Annotated in this window: 17 protein-coding genes; 11 read left to right on the top strand and 6 right to left on the bottom strand. The window is 71.4% G+C overall.

Translation table 11 applies throughout. The annotated features are described in order from the left end of the window. The first annotated feature begins 45 nt into the window (after positions 1-45). Together ACZ7OH_RS04025 and ACZ7OH_RS04020 are read left to right on the top strand one after the other, a co-directional pair. Positions 46-1,572 carry an amino acid permease gene (locus ACZ7OH_RS04025; RefSeq protein ID WP_470279472.1) on the top strand — a complete coding sequence of 509 codons (1,527 nt, stop codon included), beginning with the start codon at positions 46-48 and terminating at the stop codon, positions 1,570-1,572. A gap of 258 nt (positions 1,573-1,830) precedes the next feature. Then, entirely contained in the window at positions 1,831-2,496 is a 666-nt protein-coding gene (locus ACZ7OH_RS04020) for an LPXTG cell wall anchor domain-containing protein (RefSeq protein WP_470279471.1), read from the top strand. Positions 2,497-2,544: 48 nt separating this feature from the next. On the opposite strand, the gene ACZ7OH_RS04015 is transcribed toward ACZ7OH_RS04020, so the two are convergent. Beyond that, positions 2,545-4,803, bottom strand: a complete 2,259-nt coding sequence (locus ACZ7OH_RS04015; protein WP_470279586.1) for a hypothetical protein — start codon at positions 4,801-4,803, stop codon at positions 2,545-2,547. A gap of 93 nt (positions 4,804-4,896) precedes the next feature. On the opposite strand from ACZ7OH_RS04015, the gene ahcY reads away from it, so the two are divergent. The 5 genes from ahcY to ACZ7OH_RS03990 all read left to right on the top strand — a co-directional run bounded on the left by ahcY (position 4,897) and on the right by ACZ7OH_RS03990 (position 7,858). Further along, positions 4,897-6,369: an adenosylhomocysteinase gene (ahcY, locus tag ACZ7OH_RS04010; RefSeq protein WP_470279470.1), complete on the top strand. Its 1,473-nt coding sequence runs from the start codon at positions 4,897-4,899 to the stop codon at positions 6,367-6,369. A 112-nt stretch (positions 6,370-6,481) separates the two neighbouring features. Then, positions 6,482-6,769 (top strand): FitA-like ribbon-helix-helix domain-containing protein, encoded by a 288-nt coding sequence (locus ACZ7OH_RS04005; protein WP_400894586.1) that lies wholly within the window; start codon positions 6,482-6,484, stop codon positions 6,767-6,769. After that, positions 6,763-7,206 (top strand): type II toxin-antitoxin system VapC family toxin, encoded by a 444-nt coding sequence (locus ACZ7OH_RS04000; RefSeq protein ID WP_470279469.1) that lies wholly within the window; start codon positions 6,763-6,765, stop codon positions 7,204-7,206. The genes ACZ7OH_RS04005 and ACZ7OH_RS04000 overlap by 7 nt, the downstream gene beginning before the upstream one ends. Further along, a complete protein-coding gene (locus tag ACZ7OH_RS03995) occupies positions 7,203-7,541 on the top strand; it encodes a VOC family protein (RefSeq protein ID WP_470279468.1) in 339 nt (112 codons plus the stop codon). The genes ACZ7OH_RS04000 and ACZ7OH_RS03995 overlap by 4 nt, the downstream gene beginning before the upstream one ends. Before the next feature lie 164 nt (positions 7,542-7,705). Continuing rightward, positions 7,706-7,858: a DUF2992 family protein gene (locus ACZ7OH_RS03990; protein WP_470279585.1), complete on the top strand. Its 153-nt coding sequence runs from the start codon at positions 7,706-7,708 to the stop codon at positions 7,856-7,858. 1 nt (position 7,859) lies between these two features. Here the strand turns inward: ACZ7OH_RS03990 and ACZ7OH_RS03985 are convergent, their stop codons facing one another. Then, positions 7,860-8,858 (bottom strand): hypothetical protein, encoded by a 999-nt coding sequence (locus tag ACZ7OH_RS03985; RefSeq protein WP_003085563.1) that lies wholly within the window; start codon positions 8,856-8,858, stop codon positions 7,860-7,862. Between the two features lie 247 nt (positions 8,859-9,105). Here ACZ7OH_RS03985 and ACZ7OH_RS03980 point away from each other — a divergent pair, with 247 nt between their 5' ends. The 3 genes from ACZ7OH_RS03980 to ACZ7OH_RS03970 all read left to right on the top strand — a co-directional run bounded on the left by ACZ7OH_RS03980 (position 9,106) and on the right by ACZ7OH_RS03970 (position 11,157). Beyond that, positions 9,106-9,681 (top strand): papain-like cysteine protease family protein, encoded by a 576-nt coding sequence (locus tag ACZ7OH_RS03980; protein ID WP_470279467.1) that lies wholly within the window; start codon positions 9,106-9,108, stop codon positions 9,679-9,681. After that, a complete protein-coding gene (locus ACZ7OH_RS03975; RefSeq protein WP_470279466.1) occupies positions 9,678-10,439 on the top strand; it encodes a hypothetical protein in 762 nt (253 codons plus the stop codon). Before ACZ7OH_RS03980 ends, ACZ7OH_RS03975 begins: the two co-directional genes overlap by 4 nt. 67 nt (positions 10,440-10,506) lie before the next feature. Next, positions 10,507-11,157 (top strand): dTMP kinase, encoded by a 651-nt coding sequence (locus tag ACZ7OH_RS03970; protein WP_470279465.1) that lies wholly within the window; start codon positions 10,507-10,509, stop codon positions 11,155-11,157. Here ACZ7OH_RS03970 and solA read toward each other — a convergent pair. The 3 genes from solA to ACZ7OH_RS03955 form a co-directional block, all read right to left on the bottom strand. Then, entirely contained in the window at positions 11,146-12,273 is a 1,128-nt protein-coding gene (gene solA / locus ACZ7OH_RS03965; protein ID WP_470279464.1) for an N-methyl-L-tryptophan oxidase, read from the bottom strand. The genes ACZ7OH_RS03970 and solA overlap by 12 nt on opposite strands. After that, entirely contained in the window at positions 12,270-14,321 is a 2,052-nt protein-coding gene (locus tag ACZ7OH_RS03960) for an FAD-dependent oxidoreductase (RefSeq protein WP_470279463.1), read from the bottom strand. The genes solA and ACZ7OH_RS03960 overlap by 4 nt, the downstream gene beginning before the upstream one ends. Before the next feature lie 87 nt (positions 14,322-14,408). Then, positions 14,409-14,858, bottom strand: coding sequence for a hypothetical protein (locus ACZ7OH_RS03955; RefSeq protein ID WP_470279462.1), 450 nt, complete (start codon positions 14,856-14,858; stop codon positions 14,409-14,411). Positions 14,859-14,922: 64 nt separating this feature from the next. Here ACZ7OH_RS03955 and ACZ7OH_RS03950 point away from each other — a divergent pair, with 64 nt between their 5' ends. After that, positions 14,923-15,903, top strand: a complete 981-nt coding sequence (locus ACZ7OH_RS03950) for a helix-turn-helix transcriptional regulator (RefSeq protein ID WP_470279461.1) — start codon at positions 14,923-14,925, stop codon at positions 15,901-15,903. Here ACZ7OH_RS03950 and ACZ7OH_RS03945 read toward each other — a convergent pair. Next, the gene (locus tag ACZ7OH_RS03945; protein WP_470279460.1) at positions 15,900-16,685 is read right to left on the bottom strand and encodes an IclR family transcriptional regulator; all 786 of its coding nucleotides are present in this window, start codon (positions 16,683-16,685) and stop codon (positions 15,900-15,902) included. The genes ACZ7OH_RS03950 and ACZ7OH_RS03945 overlap by 4 nt on opposite strands. Between the last annotated feature and the right edge of the window lie 158 nt (positions 16,686-16,843).

The raw sequence follows: 16,843 nt of genomic DNA, 5'->3' as shown, positions 1-16,843 counted from the left end.
GGTGACCCACTGCGATACATGCAGGCCAGCCACAGGAGGTCAACGGTGCCCGGAACGGGTTTGTGGCGCACTAAATCGATCGAACAGTCCATTAAGGACACCGACGAGCCGGACACGAAGCTCCGGCGGAACCTGAGCGCGTGGGACCTCACGGTCTTCGGTGTCGCGGTCGTCATCGGCGCCGGCATCTTCACGCTCACCGCGCGCACGGCCGGTGACTACGCCGGCCCGTCGGTCTCGCTGGCGTTCGTCTTCGCCGCGATCGCCTGCGCGCTCGCGGCGCTGTGCTACGCGGAGTTCGCCTCGACCGTGCCGGTCGCGGGCAGTGCGTACACGTTCTCCTACGCCACCTTCGGCGAGTTCATGGCGTGGATCATCGGCTGGGACCTGATCCTGGAGCTCGCCGTCGGCGCGGCCGCGGTGTCCAAGGGCTGGTCGGTCTACCTCGAGACGGTGCTCGGCTACCTCTTCGGCAAGGGCACCAAGACGACGTTCGACATCGGCAGCGTGACCGTCGACTGGGGCGCATTGCTCGTCGTGGCGGTCCTGACGACGCTGCTGGCCGTCGGCACGAAGCTGTCTTCGCGGGTCTCGATGGTGATCACCGGCATCAAGGTCGCCGTCGTGCTCTTCGTGATCATCCTGGGCATCTTCTACATCAAGGGTGCCAACTACTCGCCGTACATCCCGCCGGGCTCGACCGGCGGCTCGGGCGAGACCGGCGTCGACCAGTCGCTGTTCTCGCTGATCGCGGGCGGCGCGAGCAGCTCGTTCGGCGTCTTCGGCCTGCTGGCCGGTGCCTCGCTGGTGTTCTTCGCGTTCATCGGCTTCGACATCGTCGCGACCACCGCCGAGGAGACGAAGAACCCGCAGAAGGCCGTCCCGCGCGGGATCATGGGCTCGCTGGCGATCGTCACCGTGCTGTACGTCGCGGTCTCGCTGGTGGTCGTCGGCATGACGTCGTACAAGGACCTCGCGACCAAGGCGGGCGACGGCAGCCACAAGACCCTCGCCACGGCGTTCTCCGCGAACGGCGTCGACTGGGCGGCCAACATCATCTCCTTCGGCGCGCTGGCCGGCCTGACCACCGTCGTCATGGTGCTGATGCTCGGCCAGGTCCGGATCATCTACGCGATGTCGCGCGACGGCCTGATGCCGCGCGGCCTGGCCAGGACGGGCGAGCACGGCACGCCCAAGCGCGCGACGCTGATCGTCGGCGGCCTGGTCGCGCTCGCGGCCGGCTTCTTCCCCGCGGACAAGCTCGAAGAGATGGTGAACGTCGGCACGCTGTTCGCGTTCGTGCTGGTCTCGGCGGGCGTACTGATCCTGCGCCGGACGCGGCCCGACCTGCCCCGCGCGTTCAAGGTGCCGCTGGTGCCGCTGATCCCGATCCTGGCGATCCTCGCGTGCCTGTGGCTGATGCTGAACCTGACGGTGCTGACGTGGCTGCGGTTCGTCGCCTGGATGATCGTGGGCGTGCTGATCTACTTCGCCTACAGCCGGCGGCACTCGCTGCTCGGCAAGCGGCAGGCCAAGGGTGTCGACGAGCCCGTCAAGGCCCCGGAGGCGTAGCAACTCACTCGTTCGTGAAGCCCCGTCGATCCGCGTTCGCGCAGGTCGGCGGGGCTTTTTCGTGCCACTTTACATCGGACGATCTTGCTGTTCGTGCTTAAAAGGGGACCCGGTGTAGCGGGGTGAGTGACGTGCGATACCTTTCGATCCTTCGCGCACCACTGACGGGTGAATTACAGCAGCGTGATTCACACGCTCGGTGGTTTCGCGACCCCAGATTTCGCAGTGTTCTCTCCCCGCCGGTATCAGGAGTTCTGAATGCGCAGACGTACCTTCCGTGGCGCTGTCGCCGTCATGGCGCTGACCACCGCCGCCCTCATCGGCACCGCCGGCTCCGCGCTGGCCTGCCACAGCGACGACAACCGCCCGCACCCGACGCCGGGTCAGGCGACGCCGTGCGCCAAGGGCACCGACCTCAAGCAGAGCGACGTCGAAGCTCAGATCGTCAAGAACCGCCTCACCATCTCCTCGGTGCACGAGGGCGTCACGGTCACGCGCATCGTCGTCGTCGGTGGCGACGACGGCTTCAACGACTACTCCCCGGGCGCCCGCGGCCTCGACAAGGCCGCGCCGTGGACCGACCTGCGCGCGCCGTTCAGCCGCAACGGCCACCAGGCCGACATCGACCACTGGTACCTCTGCGGCACCAAGACCTCGAAGCCGACCGAGACCAAGACGCCGCCGACCACCAAGCCGACCGAGACCACGAAGCCGAGCGCCCCGGCGACCTCGGACACCTCGGTCGCGCCGACCAGCACCACGGGTGCGGCCGTCGTGCCGGCGGGCAACGAGTCCGGCACCGGCGGTGGCCTGGCCAACACCGGTTTCGACAACATGTGGCTCGTCTGGATCGCGGCCCTGCTGATCCTCGGCGGCGGCGGCCTGCTCGCGCTGCTGAAGTTCCGCCGCAAGGCTTCCGAGTGAAGCTGAGCTAGCTCGCGGTCGAAGGCCCCTCGCCCCGGCGAGGGGCCTTCACTGTTTCAGGGGGAAGTCCCCGAAGAGCAGACCTTGCTCACCGCCGGACGGCTTGCCGAGCCCGGCCGCCATCGCGACGGCGTGGTCCCACTCCGCGTCGACGACGTAGTCCTGGTGCTTCAGGACGCCGGGTGCCCAGCGGTGGCGTCCGGTCGGGCCGCGCAGCGGGTCCGGCAGCCAGTGGTCGCCGCCGAGGATGAGGACGCCGTTCTCGTCGGCCTTCGCCTTCAGCGGCCCGATGCCGCCTTCGGGCTGGTAGCCGACGCCGTAGAGCTGCCGGTCGGCGACCTCGTGCCGCCACGTCGTCACGCCGCCGCCGAAGATGTCGGTGCCGCGGCAGAGGGCGCGCCACCGGCCGTCCAGGTCGGCGAAGAGCGTCTCGAGTGCTTCCTGGGGGAGCAGCGCCGGGAAGGCGCGCTGGTAGCCCCATTGCAGCGGGGAGCCCGCGGTGAGCACGCCGACGCGTTCGAGGTCGGCTTCCGGCAGTTCGGCCGCGAGCCGCGCGGCGGCCATGACCGTCAGCAGGCTGCCGAGGTTGTAGCCGGAGAGCACCACCCGCGTCCCCGGCTCGGCGAGGTGCTCGCGCGCCCGCGCGGCCAGCTCCGGGACGACCTTCAGCGCGTAGCACGGCGGGACGGTCGGGTGCGCGGCCCGCGGCCAGAAGCAGACGAGGTCGGCCAGCGCGCCGAGGTGCCGGCTGCGCTGCGGCGTCCGCGCCGCTGTGTAGACGACGCGCAGCAGGCCCGCGGCCAGCGCGCCGAGCGCGACCACGCCGATCGCGGACAGCGGCCCGAACCAGCCGGGGACCAGCCCGAACCCGAACCGCAGCACCAGCAGCGCGGCACCGCCCGCGGACATCGCGCTCGCGACCGCCAGCGCCAGGTGGTGCAGGTGCCGCCGTTCCCACGCCGAGCGCGCCCACGCCGCCGCGGCCTGGGCCTCCTGGCGCTCGTCGTGCTCCATCAGCTCGACGATCGCCGGGACGCCCCGCCGCAGCCGGCGCAGCGGGACGGCGACCGCGAAGCCCAGCACGCCGAGCACCGCGGCCAGCGCCAGCCCGGCGCCCCACAGCACGGTGACCAGCAGGTACGTGTCCGGGACCTTCAGGAGCTCCGCCCCGGTAAGCCGCCGGACGGCTTCCGCGAGCCCCGCGCCGAACCCGCCGCCGAGCAGCCCGGCCAGCGCGAGCACCGGCGCGGCCGCCCAGCCGCCCAGCCAGGGCCGCAGCCGGCGCGGCTTGTGCTGCCAGCCGGGCCGGGCCAGCAGCGCGGCCGGGAGCAGGAACAGCGCGAACAGGACCGTGACGGCGACCAGGGCCGCGCCGAGCCCTTCGACGACGCCGTTCGTCCCCGGCAGCGGGCCGGTGCCGGGCCGCAATCGGACAGCGGCCAGGACGACGAGCACCACGGCCAGCCCGATCACGCCGGGCCGGGCGAACCGCCCGGTGTCGACGCCGATCGCCGCCGCGATGATCGTCGCGACGACCAGCGCCAGTGCCACGATCCAGACCACCAGGTCGAAGCCGTTCCCCGGTACCCGGAACGGCCCGCCGAGCAGCAGCAGGGCGACCGACACCAGCGCCGCGACCGTGTGCAGGCAGCGCAGCGCCGGCGTCTCCGGGTCGGCGCGCATCCGCAGCGGACCTTCGGTCAGGTCGCCGTCGGCGTGCACCGCCCAGGTCGCGCTCGAGATCCGGTGCAGGACGAAGATCACGACCAGCAGGGGCAGCAGGCCGACCGCGATCCGCGCGGGCACCGAGCGGAGGGTGTCGGGGACCGCGGGCAGGCAGCCCGACCCGGGCGCGAGGCACTGGCCGGCGAACAGGTCGAGCGCGATCGTCGCGAGCTGGCCCATCAGCAGCATGGTCAGCAGCAGGGCGCCGACGCGCAGCAGGCCGCGGCACACCGCGCCGAGCACGCGGGGGAGGCGGCGGCCCGGCGCGGCCGGCGGCAGCATCCAGAAGGCGACGTTGGCGAGGGAGAACGGGAACAGCAGCGCCCACGTCGCCTTCGCGGCGCCCCCGGACGTCATGCCGCTCCAGAGGTAGCCTTCGAGCGTCCGCGGGATCGACCGGCCCAGCGCCGGCAGCACGGGCCCGGGCGCCGGCCTTCGCAGCCGGTCCGCCGGGCGGATCACGCGGCCCAGCCCGTCGCCGGCGACGTCGACGGTGGAAACCGCGTCGAGCAAGGTCTCGCCGCTGGTGCCGACCAGCCCGGCGACGCGGATTTCGACGACGCGGGTGTCCGGGCCGGGCATGGGCACGGTGAAGGCCTCCTACGCGATCCTAGGGAAGGTCGAGCGGACAACGGTAGTGTTCGGACGTCATCGAGTCTTGGAGGAATCGCCACTATGACCCCCGAAAGCGTTGCCAAGCGGCACCAGACCCGCAACGGCATCGAGTTCGCCGTCGCCGACCTCGAGGCCGCCGAGTTCGGCCGCAAGGAGATCCGCCTCGCCGAGCACGAGATGCCCGGACTGATGGCGCTGCGGCGCGAATACGCGGAGGTCTACCCGCTGCGCGGCGCGCGGGTCTCCGGCTCGCTGCACATGACCGTGCAGACGGCGGTCCTGATCGAGACGCTGGTCGCGCTGGGTGCCGAGGTGCGCTGGGCGTCCTGCAACATCTTCTCGACGCAGGACCACGCGGCGGCCGCGGTCGTCATCGGCCCGCACGGCACGGCCGAGGAGCCCAAGGGCGTCCCGGTCTTCGCGTGGAAGGGCGAGTCGCTCGAGGAGTACTGGTGGTGCACCGAGCGGATGCTCACCTGGGACGGCGAGGGCCCGAACATGATCCTCGACGACGGCGGCGACGCCACCATGCTCGTGCACAAGGGCACCGAGTTCGAGAAGTCGGGCGTCGTGCCGACCCCGGACGAGAACACCTCGGACGAGTTCCGCGTGTTCCTCGAGCTGCTGCGCGACTCGGTCGCGGCCGACACGGGCAAGTGGACGAAGATCGGCGAAGGCATCCGCGGCGTCACCGAGGAGACGACGACCGGCGTCCTGCGGCTCTACCAGCTCGCCGCGGCCGGTGAGCTGCTGTTCCCGGCGATCAACGTCAACGACGCGGTGACGAAGTCGAAGTTCGACAACCGCTACGGCATCCGCCACTCCCTGATCGACGGCATCAACCGCGGCACCGACGTCCTGATCGGCGGCAAGGTCGCGGTGGTCTGCGGCTACGGCGACGTCGGCAAGGGCGCGGCGGAGTCCCTGCGCGGCCAGGGCGCGCGCGTGATCGTCACCGAGATCGACCCGATCTGCGCCCTGCAGGCGGCGATGGACGGCTACCAGGTCCGCACGCTGGAGAACGCGCTGCCCGAGGCCGACATCGTCATCACGACGACCGGCAACAAGGACGTCGTGCTGGTCGAGCACATGGCGAAGATGAAGCACCAGGCGATCCTGGGCAACATCGGCCACTTCGACAACGAGCTCGACATGGCGGGGCTCGCCCGCTACCCGGGCATCCGCCGCATCAACATCAAGCCCCAGGTCGACGAGTGGATCTTCCCGAACGGCAACACGATCATCGTGCTGTCGGAGGGCCGGCTCCTGAACCTGGGCAACGCGACCGGGCACCCGTCGTTCGTGATGTCGAACAGCTTCTCCAACCAGGTGATCGCGCAGATCGAGCTGTTCACCAAGCACGAGGAGTACGACAAGGAGGTCTTCCGGCTGCCCAAGAAGCTGGACGAGAAGGTCGCGAAGATCCACCTCCAGGCGCTCGGCGGTGAGCTGACGAAGCTGACCAAGGAGCAGGCCGAGTACATCGACGTGGACGTCGAAGGACCGTTCAAGCCGGAGCACTACCGGTACTGAGGTTTCCGGCGTTTTAGCTGGTCAGGGCCGCCCCGAAAGTGTTCGGGGCGGCCCTTTTGTTCTGCGTCCTGAACAGTGATAGCACGATCGGGTGACGTGTTATCATGGAGGCGTGAAGCAGTTGATCACGAGGATCGACGACGAGCTGCACGCCCGGCTCAAGGCGAGGGCCGAAGCCGAAGGGCGCAGCATGAACGACCTGGTCACGGAAGCGTTGAGGGGCGTTGTGGCGAAGACCGAAACCGCACTTGAGCGGAGAGACCGCCTGGTGGCGGAAGGCAAGCTGATCACTTTCGAGCCGGAGGGCGAAGCGCCTGGGCACGATGTGCTGGAAGAACGCTCGCGTGGCTGGGGAACGGCTGTCAGCGAAGCGCTCGACTGGACCCGGGGGGAATGGTGACTGTCCTCTACGCCGACACGAGCGCCGTGGTCGGGGCCTACCTCACCGATGAGGCCGACCACGCCGAGCTTCGAAAGCTCCTGATCGACGGCGGGCACCTCGTGCTCACCAGCGAGTTGACCCGGCTGGAGTGCGCCAGTGCGTTCACCGCGGCCAAACGAACCGGGCGGATTCCGGATGCCCGCGAGTTCCTGACCCAGTTCGACCGGGACTCGCGGACGATTTTGGGAGTGATCCCGCTGGCCCCGCAGCGGATCTTCGCGGCGGCCCGGCGCCTGGTCACCGAGAACTACCCGGTGCGCACCCTGGACGCGATCCACATCGCGGTCGCGATGCACTCCACAGCCGACCTCACCGGCGGCGAACCGGTCACCTTCGTCACCCGTGACGAGCGCCAGGCCGATGCCGCCAAGGCCAACGGATTCGAGGTGCTGTGACCGATCTCTTCGCCGGCATCGCCGTCCGGGACTACGCCGGTGCTCTCGCTTGGTACGAACGCCTCTTCGGCTCCCCGCCCACCTACGTCGTGAGCGACACCGAAGCCCTCTGGGAAGTCACCCCGCACGGCTCGGTCGTCGTCGAACTGCGGCGGGATCGGGCCGGTCATGCTTTCCACACCCTCTTCGTCGACGACCTCGACGAGCGGATCGGCGCCATCTCCGCGCGCGGTATCGAACCCGCCGATCGCGAGACCTACGGCAACGATGTGCGCAAGATCATCTATCGCGACCCCGAAAGAAACGAGCTCGGCATCGGCGGCGGGCCCGCGTAACCTCGAGCACGGGCTCGTTGTCCCCTCCGGGGAAACCGGTGGCGCCAGGCTGATCCACGAAGACGGCCTCGTCCGGGCCGCGCGGCACGTCTTCGGCGCCGAGCCGGCCGACCGCTCGTCTCAACGCCGGGCGACTCGCGAAGAAAGCCCAGGATGATGCGGGCATCGGCACGGCTGCCCAGCGCGCGCTGAAGGAAGCCGTCGCCGAGCAGACCGGGGTCAACAAGGCCGCCCGCAAGCGCCGCGCCGCGGCTGAAGCAGCCCGGCGCCGGACCCTGGCCAAGGCCAAGTCGCGCGCCAAGCACCGCGGGCGTTAGCTCAGTTCCACTCCACGGCGACGCCGGCCAGACCCGGGCCGGCGTCGCTGAAGAACGCGCTGCTCACCCCGCCCATGTCGCACGCCAGTTCCTCGGCCACCACCGGCAGGGCGTCGTCGCGCGCTCGCACTTGGCGCGTGCACCGCGCGGGCAGCGCGTTGCGGTCGAACCGCAGCTGGACCAGGTAGCTCGCACAGCGGTCGCGCAGCATCCGGTAGTACCCCGGCGACGCCGACCCCGAGTCGTCGCGGACCTCGAAGCAGAACACGTGGATGTCGCCCTCGGCGAGCTTGCGGTCGAACAGCAGCTCCGTCGCCATCGTGTCCGCGTCCGGGTTGCGGCGCATCCGCCCCACCCGGCAGCCCTCGTCGGTGATCAGCTCGACGTCGTCGATGCGGCAGCCCGGATCGCCGTTGTACACCGTGAGGTAGCGGTCCGGCCCGTGCCGCCGCGCGCGCGTGACCAGCCGCGTGCGCAGGCTGACCTGGCGGTGCTCCGCGTCGAACGTGATCGTGTCGTGCACCGACAGCAGCTCGAGGTCGGCGTTGTAGTGGTTCGACGACGGGTACGCGCCGAGCTCGGCCAGCAGGTCCTCGACGATCGACCCCATGTCACCGGAACGCAGGTCGTGGAACGACGCCGCCGGCTGGTGGCCGCGGCGGACCAGTCGCGGCCCGATCAGCACCACGAGGGCGTCCGCGGGCAGCTGGAGGACCGATTCCAGGGCCCGGACCGCCGGCAGCGCCTTCGGCACCTCGGGCTGGCGCAGCCCGCGTTGCCAGTAACTCAGCGTGGACTGTCCGATTTGGACCCCGCGCAGCGCGAGGTGCGCGCGCAGCCGCGCGAGCGACAGGCCGCGGTAGGCGATCGCCAGCCTCAGGGCGTGGTGGAACTCGCCGGTGCGGAGTGCCTCGGTCAGCTCTTTCGGCAGCTCGGCGACCGATGCCCGGGTCGTGCGGGCGCCATCGATGATCAGTGGGAGGTTCCCGTCTTGTGCCACCGCTCGTCCCTTCACCCGACCAGTGTGTGCGCTGGGCGTGAACACCGCGGAACGTTCACGTTAGCAGCGTAGGGTGGCAGTGCCGACCCCCGTTCAGGGTGGTTGGCCTCGTTATGGTGACTGTTCCGCGTTCCGGCTGTGCCCCGGAACGGTCCGTTCCGCCGGATGGCGTTCTTGCTCCTTGTGACCGCGTTGTTCACCGTTGTGACCACCGCTGGTTCGCCCACGTTCGAGCAGGAGGCCGTCCGTGCTGGTGAAGTCGAGTCGGGTCCACGCCGTACTGGCCGTGAGCCTGATGTTGTGCCTGGTCGCCCCGGTCACCGCCGGAGCCGCGCCCGGAGTGCCGTCGACCTACCGGACCCAGATCACCATCCAGGCCCAGCAGCGGACCCAGTGGTGCTGGGCCGCCGCCGGCGCCGCCATCGCGGCCGCCCACGGCGTCGCCGTCGACCAGGCGGAGTTCTGCCGGCTCGCCCACGGCGGGACGACCCAGGACTGCGCGAACCTGCCCAGCACCCTCGCCGGCCCGCAGCGCGCCTTCGCCGGGCTCGGCTTTGCTTCGCCCGGGCGCTACCTCGACCGCCGCATCTCCTACACCGACGTCCGGACGCAAACCGCCGCGAACCAGCCGGTCGAGACCCGCGTCGGCTACCGCTCCGGCGGCGGCCACGCGCACGTCCTCGACGGCTACGACACCCGCGGGAACTGGGTGTTCTGGGGTGATCCGGGGCCGGCCAAGCGCTACAACTGGTCGACCTACGGCTACTACACCCACAACTCGTCGTTCACCTGGACGCACACGCTCACCGGGATCGTCCGATGAGCAGGCGAGTGCTGGCGCTCGCCGTGCTGACCGGCGCGGCGCTGCTGATGACGGCTCCGGTGTCAGGCGCGGCCCAGGCCGCCGGCATCAGCAGCGCCGACGCCGTGGCCGCGCACACCGCGGCTGCCGCGCCCGGTCTCCGGGACACGTTGGTGCGGTTCTTCGCGCAGGCCCCGGACGCGCACGGTCCGGTCTCGGTCGAGATCACGCCCGACGCGTACCCCGTCTACGAGCTCTCGCCGGACTTCGTCGCGGGCACGCCGGGCGCGGCGCCGGGTGACTTCGCCTACTTTGCCGTTCCCGTCCGCGCGTCGGACGGCCGGACCGCGACGCTCTGGTCGGTCCGCGGCGACGACGGTGCCTGGCAGGTCGGCAACATCGCGTCTGGCGACGTCGAAGGCGGCTACGCCCGCACGCTGCCCGCGGGCGCGCAACTCCTGCACGAGCCGCAGGTCGACGCGTGGTACGCCGTAAGGGACGGCCGGCTCACGTCGCTGTCGGAGCGAACGACCGTTAACGTCGCCGACTACCAGCGCACGGTCTCGCACCGCTACGCGGACAAGCTCCCCGGCTCGGTCTACGCCCGCGAAGGCGAGGCCGGCGGCTACGACGCCACGTCGCAGGTGATGCCCCGCGGCGACGGCGGCCCGGCGCCGTCCGCGAACGACACCGGCTGGGTGCCGCTGCTGATCCTCGTCGGCGTCCTGGCGGTCAGCGGTGCCGGCTACGTGCTGCACCTGCGGCGGATCTCCGCCTGAAGACGAACCGGCGGGCTCGGCGTCGATCCCCTTCCACCGAGCCCGCCGGTCCACCACCGTTACTGTGATGTCCGTGGGTCGACTGGTGGTCATCGAAGGGCTCGACGGCGCGGGCAAGCGCACGCTCGCCGACGGGCTGACGGCGCAGCTGCGCGCGAAGGGTGCGAGCGTCGCGTCGCTGGCGTTCCCGCGCTACGGCAAGAGCGTGCACGCCGACCTCGTAAAAGAGGCGCTGCACCGCGGACACGGCGACCTCGCGGACTCGGTGTACGGCATGGCCGTGCTCTACGCGCTCGACCGCAGCGGCGCGGCCGACGACATCCGCGCGCTGCGGGACGCGCACGACGTCGTCCTGCTCGACCGCTATGTCGCGTCCAACGCCGCGTACGCCGCCGCGCGGCTGCGGCAGGACGCGGCCGGCGAAGTCGTGAAGTGGGTGTGGGAGCTCGAGGTCGACCGCTTCGGGCTGCCGCGCCCGGACGCGCACCTGCTGCTTCGGGTCGCGCCCGCGGTGGCGGCCGAGCGCGCCGAGCGCCGCGCGGCAGCGGAGACCGACCGCGAGCGCGACGCCTTCGAAACCGACGACGGCCTGCAGCGGCGCTGCGCGGCGGTGTACGACGAGCTGGCGGCGTCGGGCTGGCTGGCGCCGTGGCACGTCTTGGACGGCGTCGCGGGTGTCGACTTGGAAGCCCTCGCGACGACGCTGCTAGGGCAGTAGCCGGGCCGGGTCGAAGCGGGCGATCGGGTAAGACGTCTCGCCGTCGACCACCAGGTCCGCGACGATCTCGCCGATCACCGGGGCGAACTTGAAGCCGTGGCCGGAGAAGCCGCACGCGAGCACCACGCGCTCCTCGTCCGGGTGCGGCGCCACGACGAAGCTCTCGTCGGAGGTGTCGGTGTACATGCAGGTCGCCGCGCGCAGGAACGCGCCCGGCAGCGTCGGCAGGTGGCGTTTCACGACGGACGCCATCTCGTGGACCTCGTCGGCGGACACGGTCCGGTCGATGCCGTCCGCGGTGCACGTCTGGCCGCCGGTGTGGAGCGCGACCTTCACACCGTCCGCCGGCGCGTTGTGCGCCGGGAAGCCGTAGAACGTGTAGCCGTCGCTCTCCCAGAGGTACACGGGATGCCGCCGGAACGGTTCGGCTCCGCCCGAAGGCGCGAACCAGAACTGCACCTTACGTCGTACGGTGTCCACGCCGAATCCGTGCAGCAGCTCGCCCGCCCACGCGCCGGGACACAGGACGAGCATGTCCGCGGTGTAGTAGCTGTGCGAGGTCCCGACGCGCACGCCGCCGCCCGTCGCGCTCCACGTGAACACCTTCTCCTCGTGGTGCAGCTCTGCGCCGCACCGCGCGGCGAGCTGCAGGTGCGCGGCGACGCTGCCTTCGGGCGACACCAGCCCGGCGCCCGGCTCGTACAACGCGACCTCGTCGGCGGACGGGGTCATCGTGGGGAACCGGCGCCGGATCTCCCCGGCGTCCAGCAGTTCGTGCGGGATGTCGAACGCGCGCGCCGACGCGAGGCTGCCGGTGATCGTCCGCGAACCCGCGGCGCCGACCATGAGGCCGCCGCAGCGCGTGAACAGCCGCCGTCCGCTGTCGCGCTCGAGACCGGCCCACAGTTCGTGCGCGCGCAGCAGGAGCGGCACGTACTCGGGTCCTTCGAGGTACGCCTGGCGCGTGATCCGCGAACCGCCGTGGCTCGACCCGCGGTTGTGCACCGGTGCGAACTGGTCGATGCCCAGCACCCGCTGACCGCGGCGCGCGAGCCGGTAGGCCGCCGCGCTGCCCATCCCGCCGAGGCCGAGCACGATCACGTCGTAGTGCGTCATCGCGTCCTCCCGCGCACGCGCGTGCCGAGGTGCTCGACCTCCACCGGCGTCCCGGGACGGCTGTGCTCCACGGGAAGCCAGGCGAACGCGAGGGCCCGGCCCGTGGTGTGGCCGTAGCCCGCGCTCGTGACGTACCCGGCCGGGCGGCCCTCGACGTAGACCGGTTCCTTACCTTGTAAGGCGGAATCGGTCGTCAGACGCGTCAGCCGCCGGCTCACGGTCGCCGCGGACCGTCCCGCCAGCGCGTCGCGGCCGACGAAGTAGCCCTTGTCCATCCGGACGGCGGCCCCGAGCCCGGCCTCGTAGGGGTCGTGCTCGGCGGTGAAGTCGACGCCGGCGACCGGCGCGCCGGCCTCCAGCCGCAGGCTGGTCAACGCCTGATAACCCGCGACGGCGATGTCCCGCTCGCGCAGGGTGTCCCACAGGTGCCGGCCCAGGTCCGCCGTCGTGTGCAGCTCCCAGCCGGGTTCCCCCACAGTGGACAGTCTCAACGCGACGACGGGGACATCGCCGACGTATGTCTCCTCGGCCGAGAAGTCCGTTGTGGACAGTTCGGGCAGGGTGGTGCCGGAAGCCGGTCCCCACACGCCGACGCAGCACGTGCCGGGCGTGGTCTCGTGGAGCTGCACGGTGCCGTCGCCGGGCAGGTGCCGTCGCAGCCAGGCGAAGTCGAGACGCCCACCCGCGCCGACGTGGAACCGTTCGGGACCCAGCCGGGCCACGGTCAGCTGTCCCCGCACACCACCGTCTTCGCCGAGCAGCAAAGTGGACACCACCGTGCCCGGCTCGGCCGGATCGCCGGTCGTCATGGCCCGCAGGAACGGCAGCGCGCCGGGTCCGGTGACGGCCAGCCGCGGCACGGACGTCAGGTCGAACATCGCGACGCGCTCGCGAGCCGCGCGCGCCTCCGCACCGACGTCGGGTTGGTAGTGCTCCGGCCGCGCCCAGCCGTCCGCCGAGCCGAACTGCGCGCCCAGCGCGAACTGCCGCTCGTGGAAGGGGCTCGCCCGGATCGGCTCCGCGGTGACCCGGGCCGACGGCGCGAACCGGGCGAGGTCGCAGCCGTGCAGGGCGAGCGACGGCTGCCCGTCGACGAGCCAGCGCGCCAGTTCGCGCGCGACCCCCGCGGAGTGTTCGGGCCGGACCTCCACGGCCACCCAGAAGCCGTCGAGGTCCGGGTGCTCGCCGAGCAGCGGCCGGCCGTCCGGGGTGCCGGGGAGCACCACCGTCGTCGTGGTTTCGAAGCCGGCGCCGCGGAGGGCGGGAAGCAGCTCGGCCGCCGCGGTCACGCCGACGCCGAGCCGGTCGACGTGCTCGCGGACGTACATCCCGGAGTCGAGGTGGCGCAGCACGGGCTTGCCCGCCTGCGCGTGTTCGTCGTTGTCCCCGGCCAGTTCCGGCAGCGGTGCCGTGACCGAGTACTCGTGCGTCCGCGGCACCCGCGGCACGCTCAAGTCGGCGAGGCCGCCCGCGCACGACACGACGACGTCGGCGCGGTACCGCCCGGCCGCGGTGACGACGCCGGTCACCCGCCCGCCGGACCGGTCGACCGCCACGACGTCCTCGGTGGCGAACCGGGCGCCCCGGGCTTTCGCTCGCCGGGCCTGCGCTTCCGCCGCGCGCCGCGCGTGCAGCAGGCCGTCGCCGGGGACGTGCAGCCCGCCCAGCACCCGGGTTTCGTCGAGGAGCGGGTGCAGGTCGGCGCATTCGTGGGGCGTGCGCAGGTAAGCGCGCACGCCCCACGACGTCGCCCAGCCGTGGTGCCGCTTCAGTTCCGCGAGGGTTTCCGGGGTGATCGCGAGCTCCAGGCTGCCCACCGGGTTGAAGCACCACTGGCCGTCGAGGCCGGCGTACTTCTCGACGGTGTACTTCGCGAACTCCGTCAGCGTGCGGTCGGCATCCGTCCGGAACACCAGCCCCGGCTGGTCGTCCGCCTCGCCGCTGCCGAGCACGGTGACGTCGGTCCAGCCGCGCTCGGTCAGCTCGTCGGCCAGCGCGCAGCCGAGCAGGCCGGCGCCGACGACGACCACCCGGGGCCGTCCTGCCATGCGTTCCCTCCGGGCGACGAAGTTGCGTCTTCGGCAACAACGTGCGTGATGCGAGACGCAGTGTCAAGCGCCCGAAGAGGTGCCCGCTCAGGCGCGGGCGAACTCCATGACCCAGTTGGCTTCCCACGTCTTGCCGCCGTCGGCGGAGAACTCCTGCTCCCAGCGCGGTGCCGCCGTCTCGACGCCGGTCCACGCGTAGTGCACCTTGATCGGCGCGCCTTCGTGGGTGTCGTCGCCGTAGAAGTCGCCGCGGCCGCCGGCGAAGGCGCCGACGACCGGCGGCTGGAGCACCCCGGTCCGGCTGTTGGCCCAGTACAGCGACCATTCCTCGCGCTCGACGTCGAAGATGCGGAGCGTGCAGCCGCGGCTGCCGAGGGTCGGAAAGGCGATCTCGTCCAGGTTGCCGCCGCCCTCGAAGAGTGACCAGCAGGTCGACGTGCCGGGGAAGACGTCCCAGTCGTCGCTGCCGGCGAGCGGCTTGGCGAGCCGCCGGTTGGTCACGGTCCAGGAGCCGATCAAGAAGTCGAAGTCGTTCATGCCGACGATCCTGGGGCGCGACCACTGACACCTTTTGTCAGTGGTCGCTGGCAGACTTCCCGTTGTGCGCGCGAGCCGGCTGGTGTCCCTGCTTCTGCTGCTGCAGAACCGCGGCCGGATGAGCGCGTCGAAGCTGGCGGCCGAACTGGGCGTGACCGCGCGGACCGTGTACCGGGACGTCGAAGCGCTCGCGGCGGCGGGCGTGCCGATCTACGCCGAAACCGGCCCGGACGGCGGGTACCAGCTGATGGACGGCTACCGGACCCGGCTGACCGGGCTGACCGCGGGGGAGGCCGGCTCGCTGTTCCTCACCGGCCTGCCCCAGCCGGCCGCCGAGCTGGGCCTCGGCGCCCAGGTGGCCGCGGCCGAGCTGAAGCTGATGGCGGCGCTCCCGACGCCGTACCGGGACGCGTCGGTGCGCATCCGGCAGCGCTTCCACCTCGACCCGCCGGGCTGGTACCGCGAAGCCGAACCGGTGCCGCAGCTGCTCGCGGCCGCCGAAGCGCTGTGGCAGGACCAGGTCGTCGAGATCGCCTACCGCCGCTGGTCGCCGACGCCGGGTGTCGTGACGCGGCGGCTGCACCCGCTCGGCCTCGTGCTCAAGGCCGGCGTCTGGTACCTCGTCGCCGGGCCGCGCGTGCGCACCTACCGCGTCGGGAACATCGAAGAACTGCGGACGCTCGACGAGCACTTCACCCGGCCCGACGGCTTCGACCTGGCCGGATTCTGGCGTGCGAACGTCGAAAGCTACGAAGAGGGCGAAGCCGGCGAGACCGCCGTCGTGCGGCTGTCGCCGGCGGGAATCGAGGCCCTGCCGGACATCCTGGGCCCGCGGGCCACCCGGCTGGTGAAGCGCACGCTCGAACCGGCGGACGACGAAGGGTGGCGCCGCGCCCGCGTGCCCTTGGAAAGCGTGCCCCACGCGGCCGCCGGGTTGCTGCGGCTCGGCGCGGACGCGCAGGTGCTGGCACCGCCGGAACTGGTGGCGCACATGGGAAACACGATCCAGGCGATGGCGCGGCTGTACCCCTGGGCGTGCGGCTAGTCCCGGAAGTACCCCAGCTGCGCGGAAAGGTCGTCCGCCGCCTCGGTCATCGGGCGCACGATCTGCTTCACCCGCTGCTTCGACAGCCGGTACGACGGGCCGGACGCGCTCATCGCCGCGACGACGTCGCCGCCGGGGCCGTGGATCGGCACGGCGACCGCGTGCATGCCGAGCTCGAGTTCTTCGTAGCAGGCCGCGAAACCGTCTTCGAGCACGCGGTCCAGCTCGGTCATCAGCTCGTCCGGCTCGACCGTCGTGCGCGGGGTGTACTGCTCGAGCTTCCGCTTCAGCACGCGCTTGCGCTCGGTTTCGGCCATGTACGCCAACAGGATCTTGCCGCTGGAGGTCGCGTGCAGCGGCGTGCGCTGGCCGGTCCAGTTCTGCGTCGTGATCGCCGCCGAGCCGCGGGCCTGGCTGATGTTGATCGCGACGCCGTCGTCGGCGATGGCGATGTTCACCGTCTCGCCCAGCTCCTCGGCGAGCGCCTGGCAGCTGGCGCGGCCCAGCTTGGCCAGGTCCATGCGGCCGGTCGCGGCGCCGGCCAGCCGCACGACGCCGAACCCGATCGCGTACTTCCCGCGTTCGCCGAGCTGCTCGACCAGGCCTCTCGACTCCAGGACGCTGAGCAGCCGCGACGCCGTCGACTTGTGGACGCCCAGCTCGCCCGCGATCTCGGTGATGCCGGTTTCGCCGTTGCGGGCGAGCAGCTCCAGCACGCTGATCGCCCGGTCGACCGACTGCACCTGGCTTTGAGTTGCGTTGCCCGAGTCCTGGTTCCGCATAGCGCAACAGTATCCGTTTCGCGGCGTTCCTATCGGCTGAGTGGGCGAATCGCTTGACGTGGCCGCCGTCGGAGCCGGATTGTTGCGCAGGAAGCGCAGCGTCGCGCATTGCGCAACATTCACGAACCGTTCCGGCACCCCGCCAGTCATTTCCGGAG

The sequence above is a fragment of the Amycolatopsis sp. NPDC114478 genome (assembly GCF_055633805.1).
The sequence above is the reverse complement of the archived record's forward strand: the minus strand, read 5'-3'. Positions and strand labels throughout refer to the sequence as shown.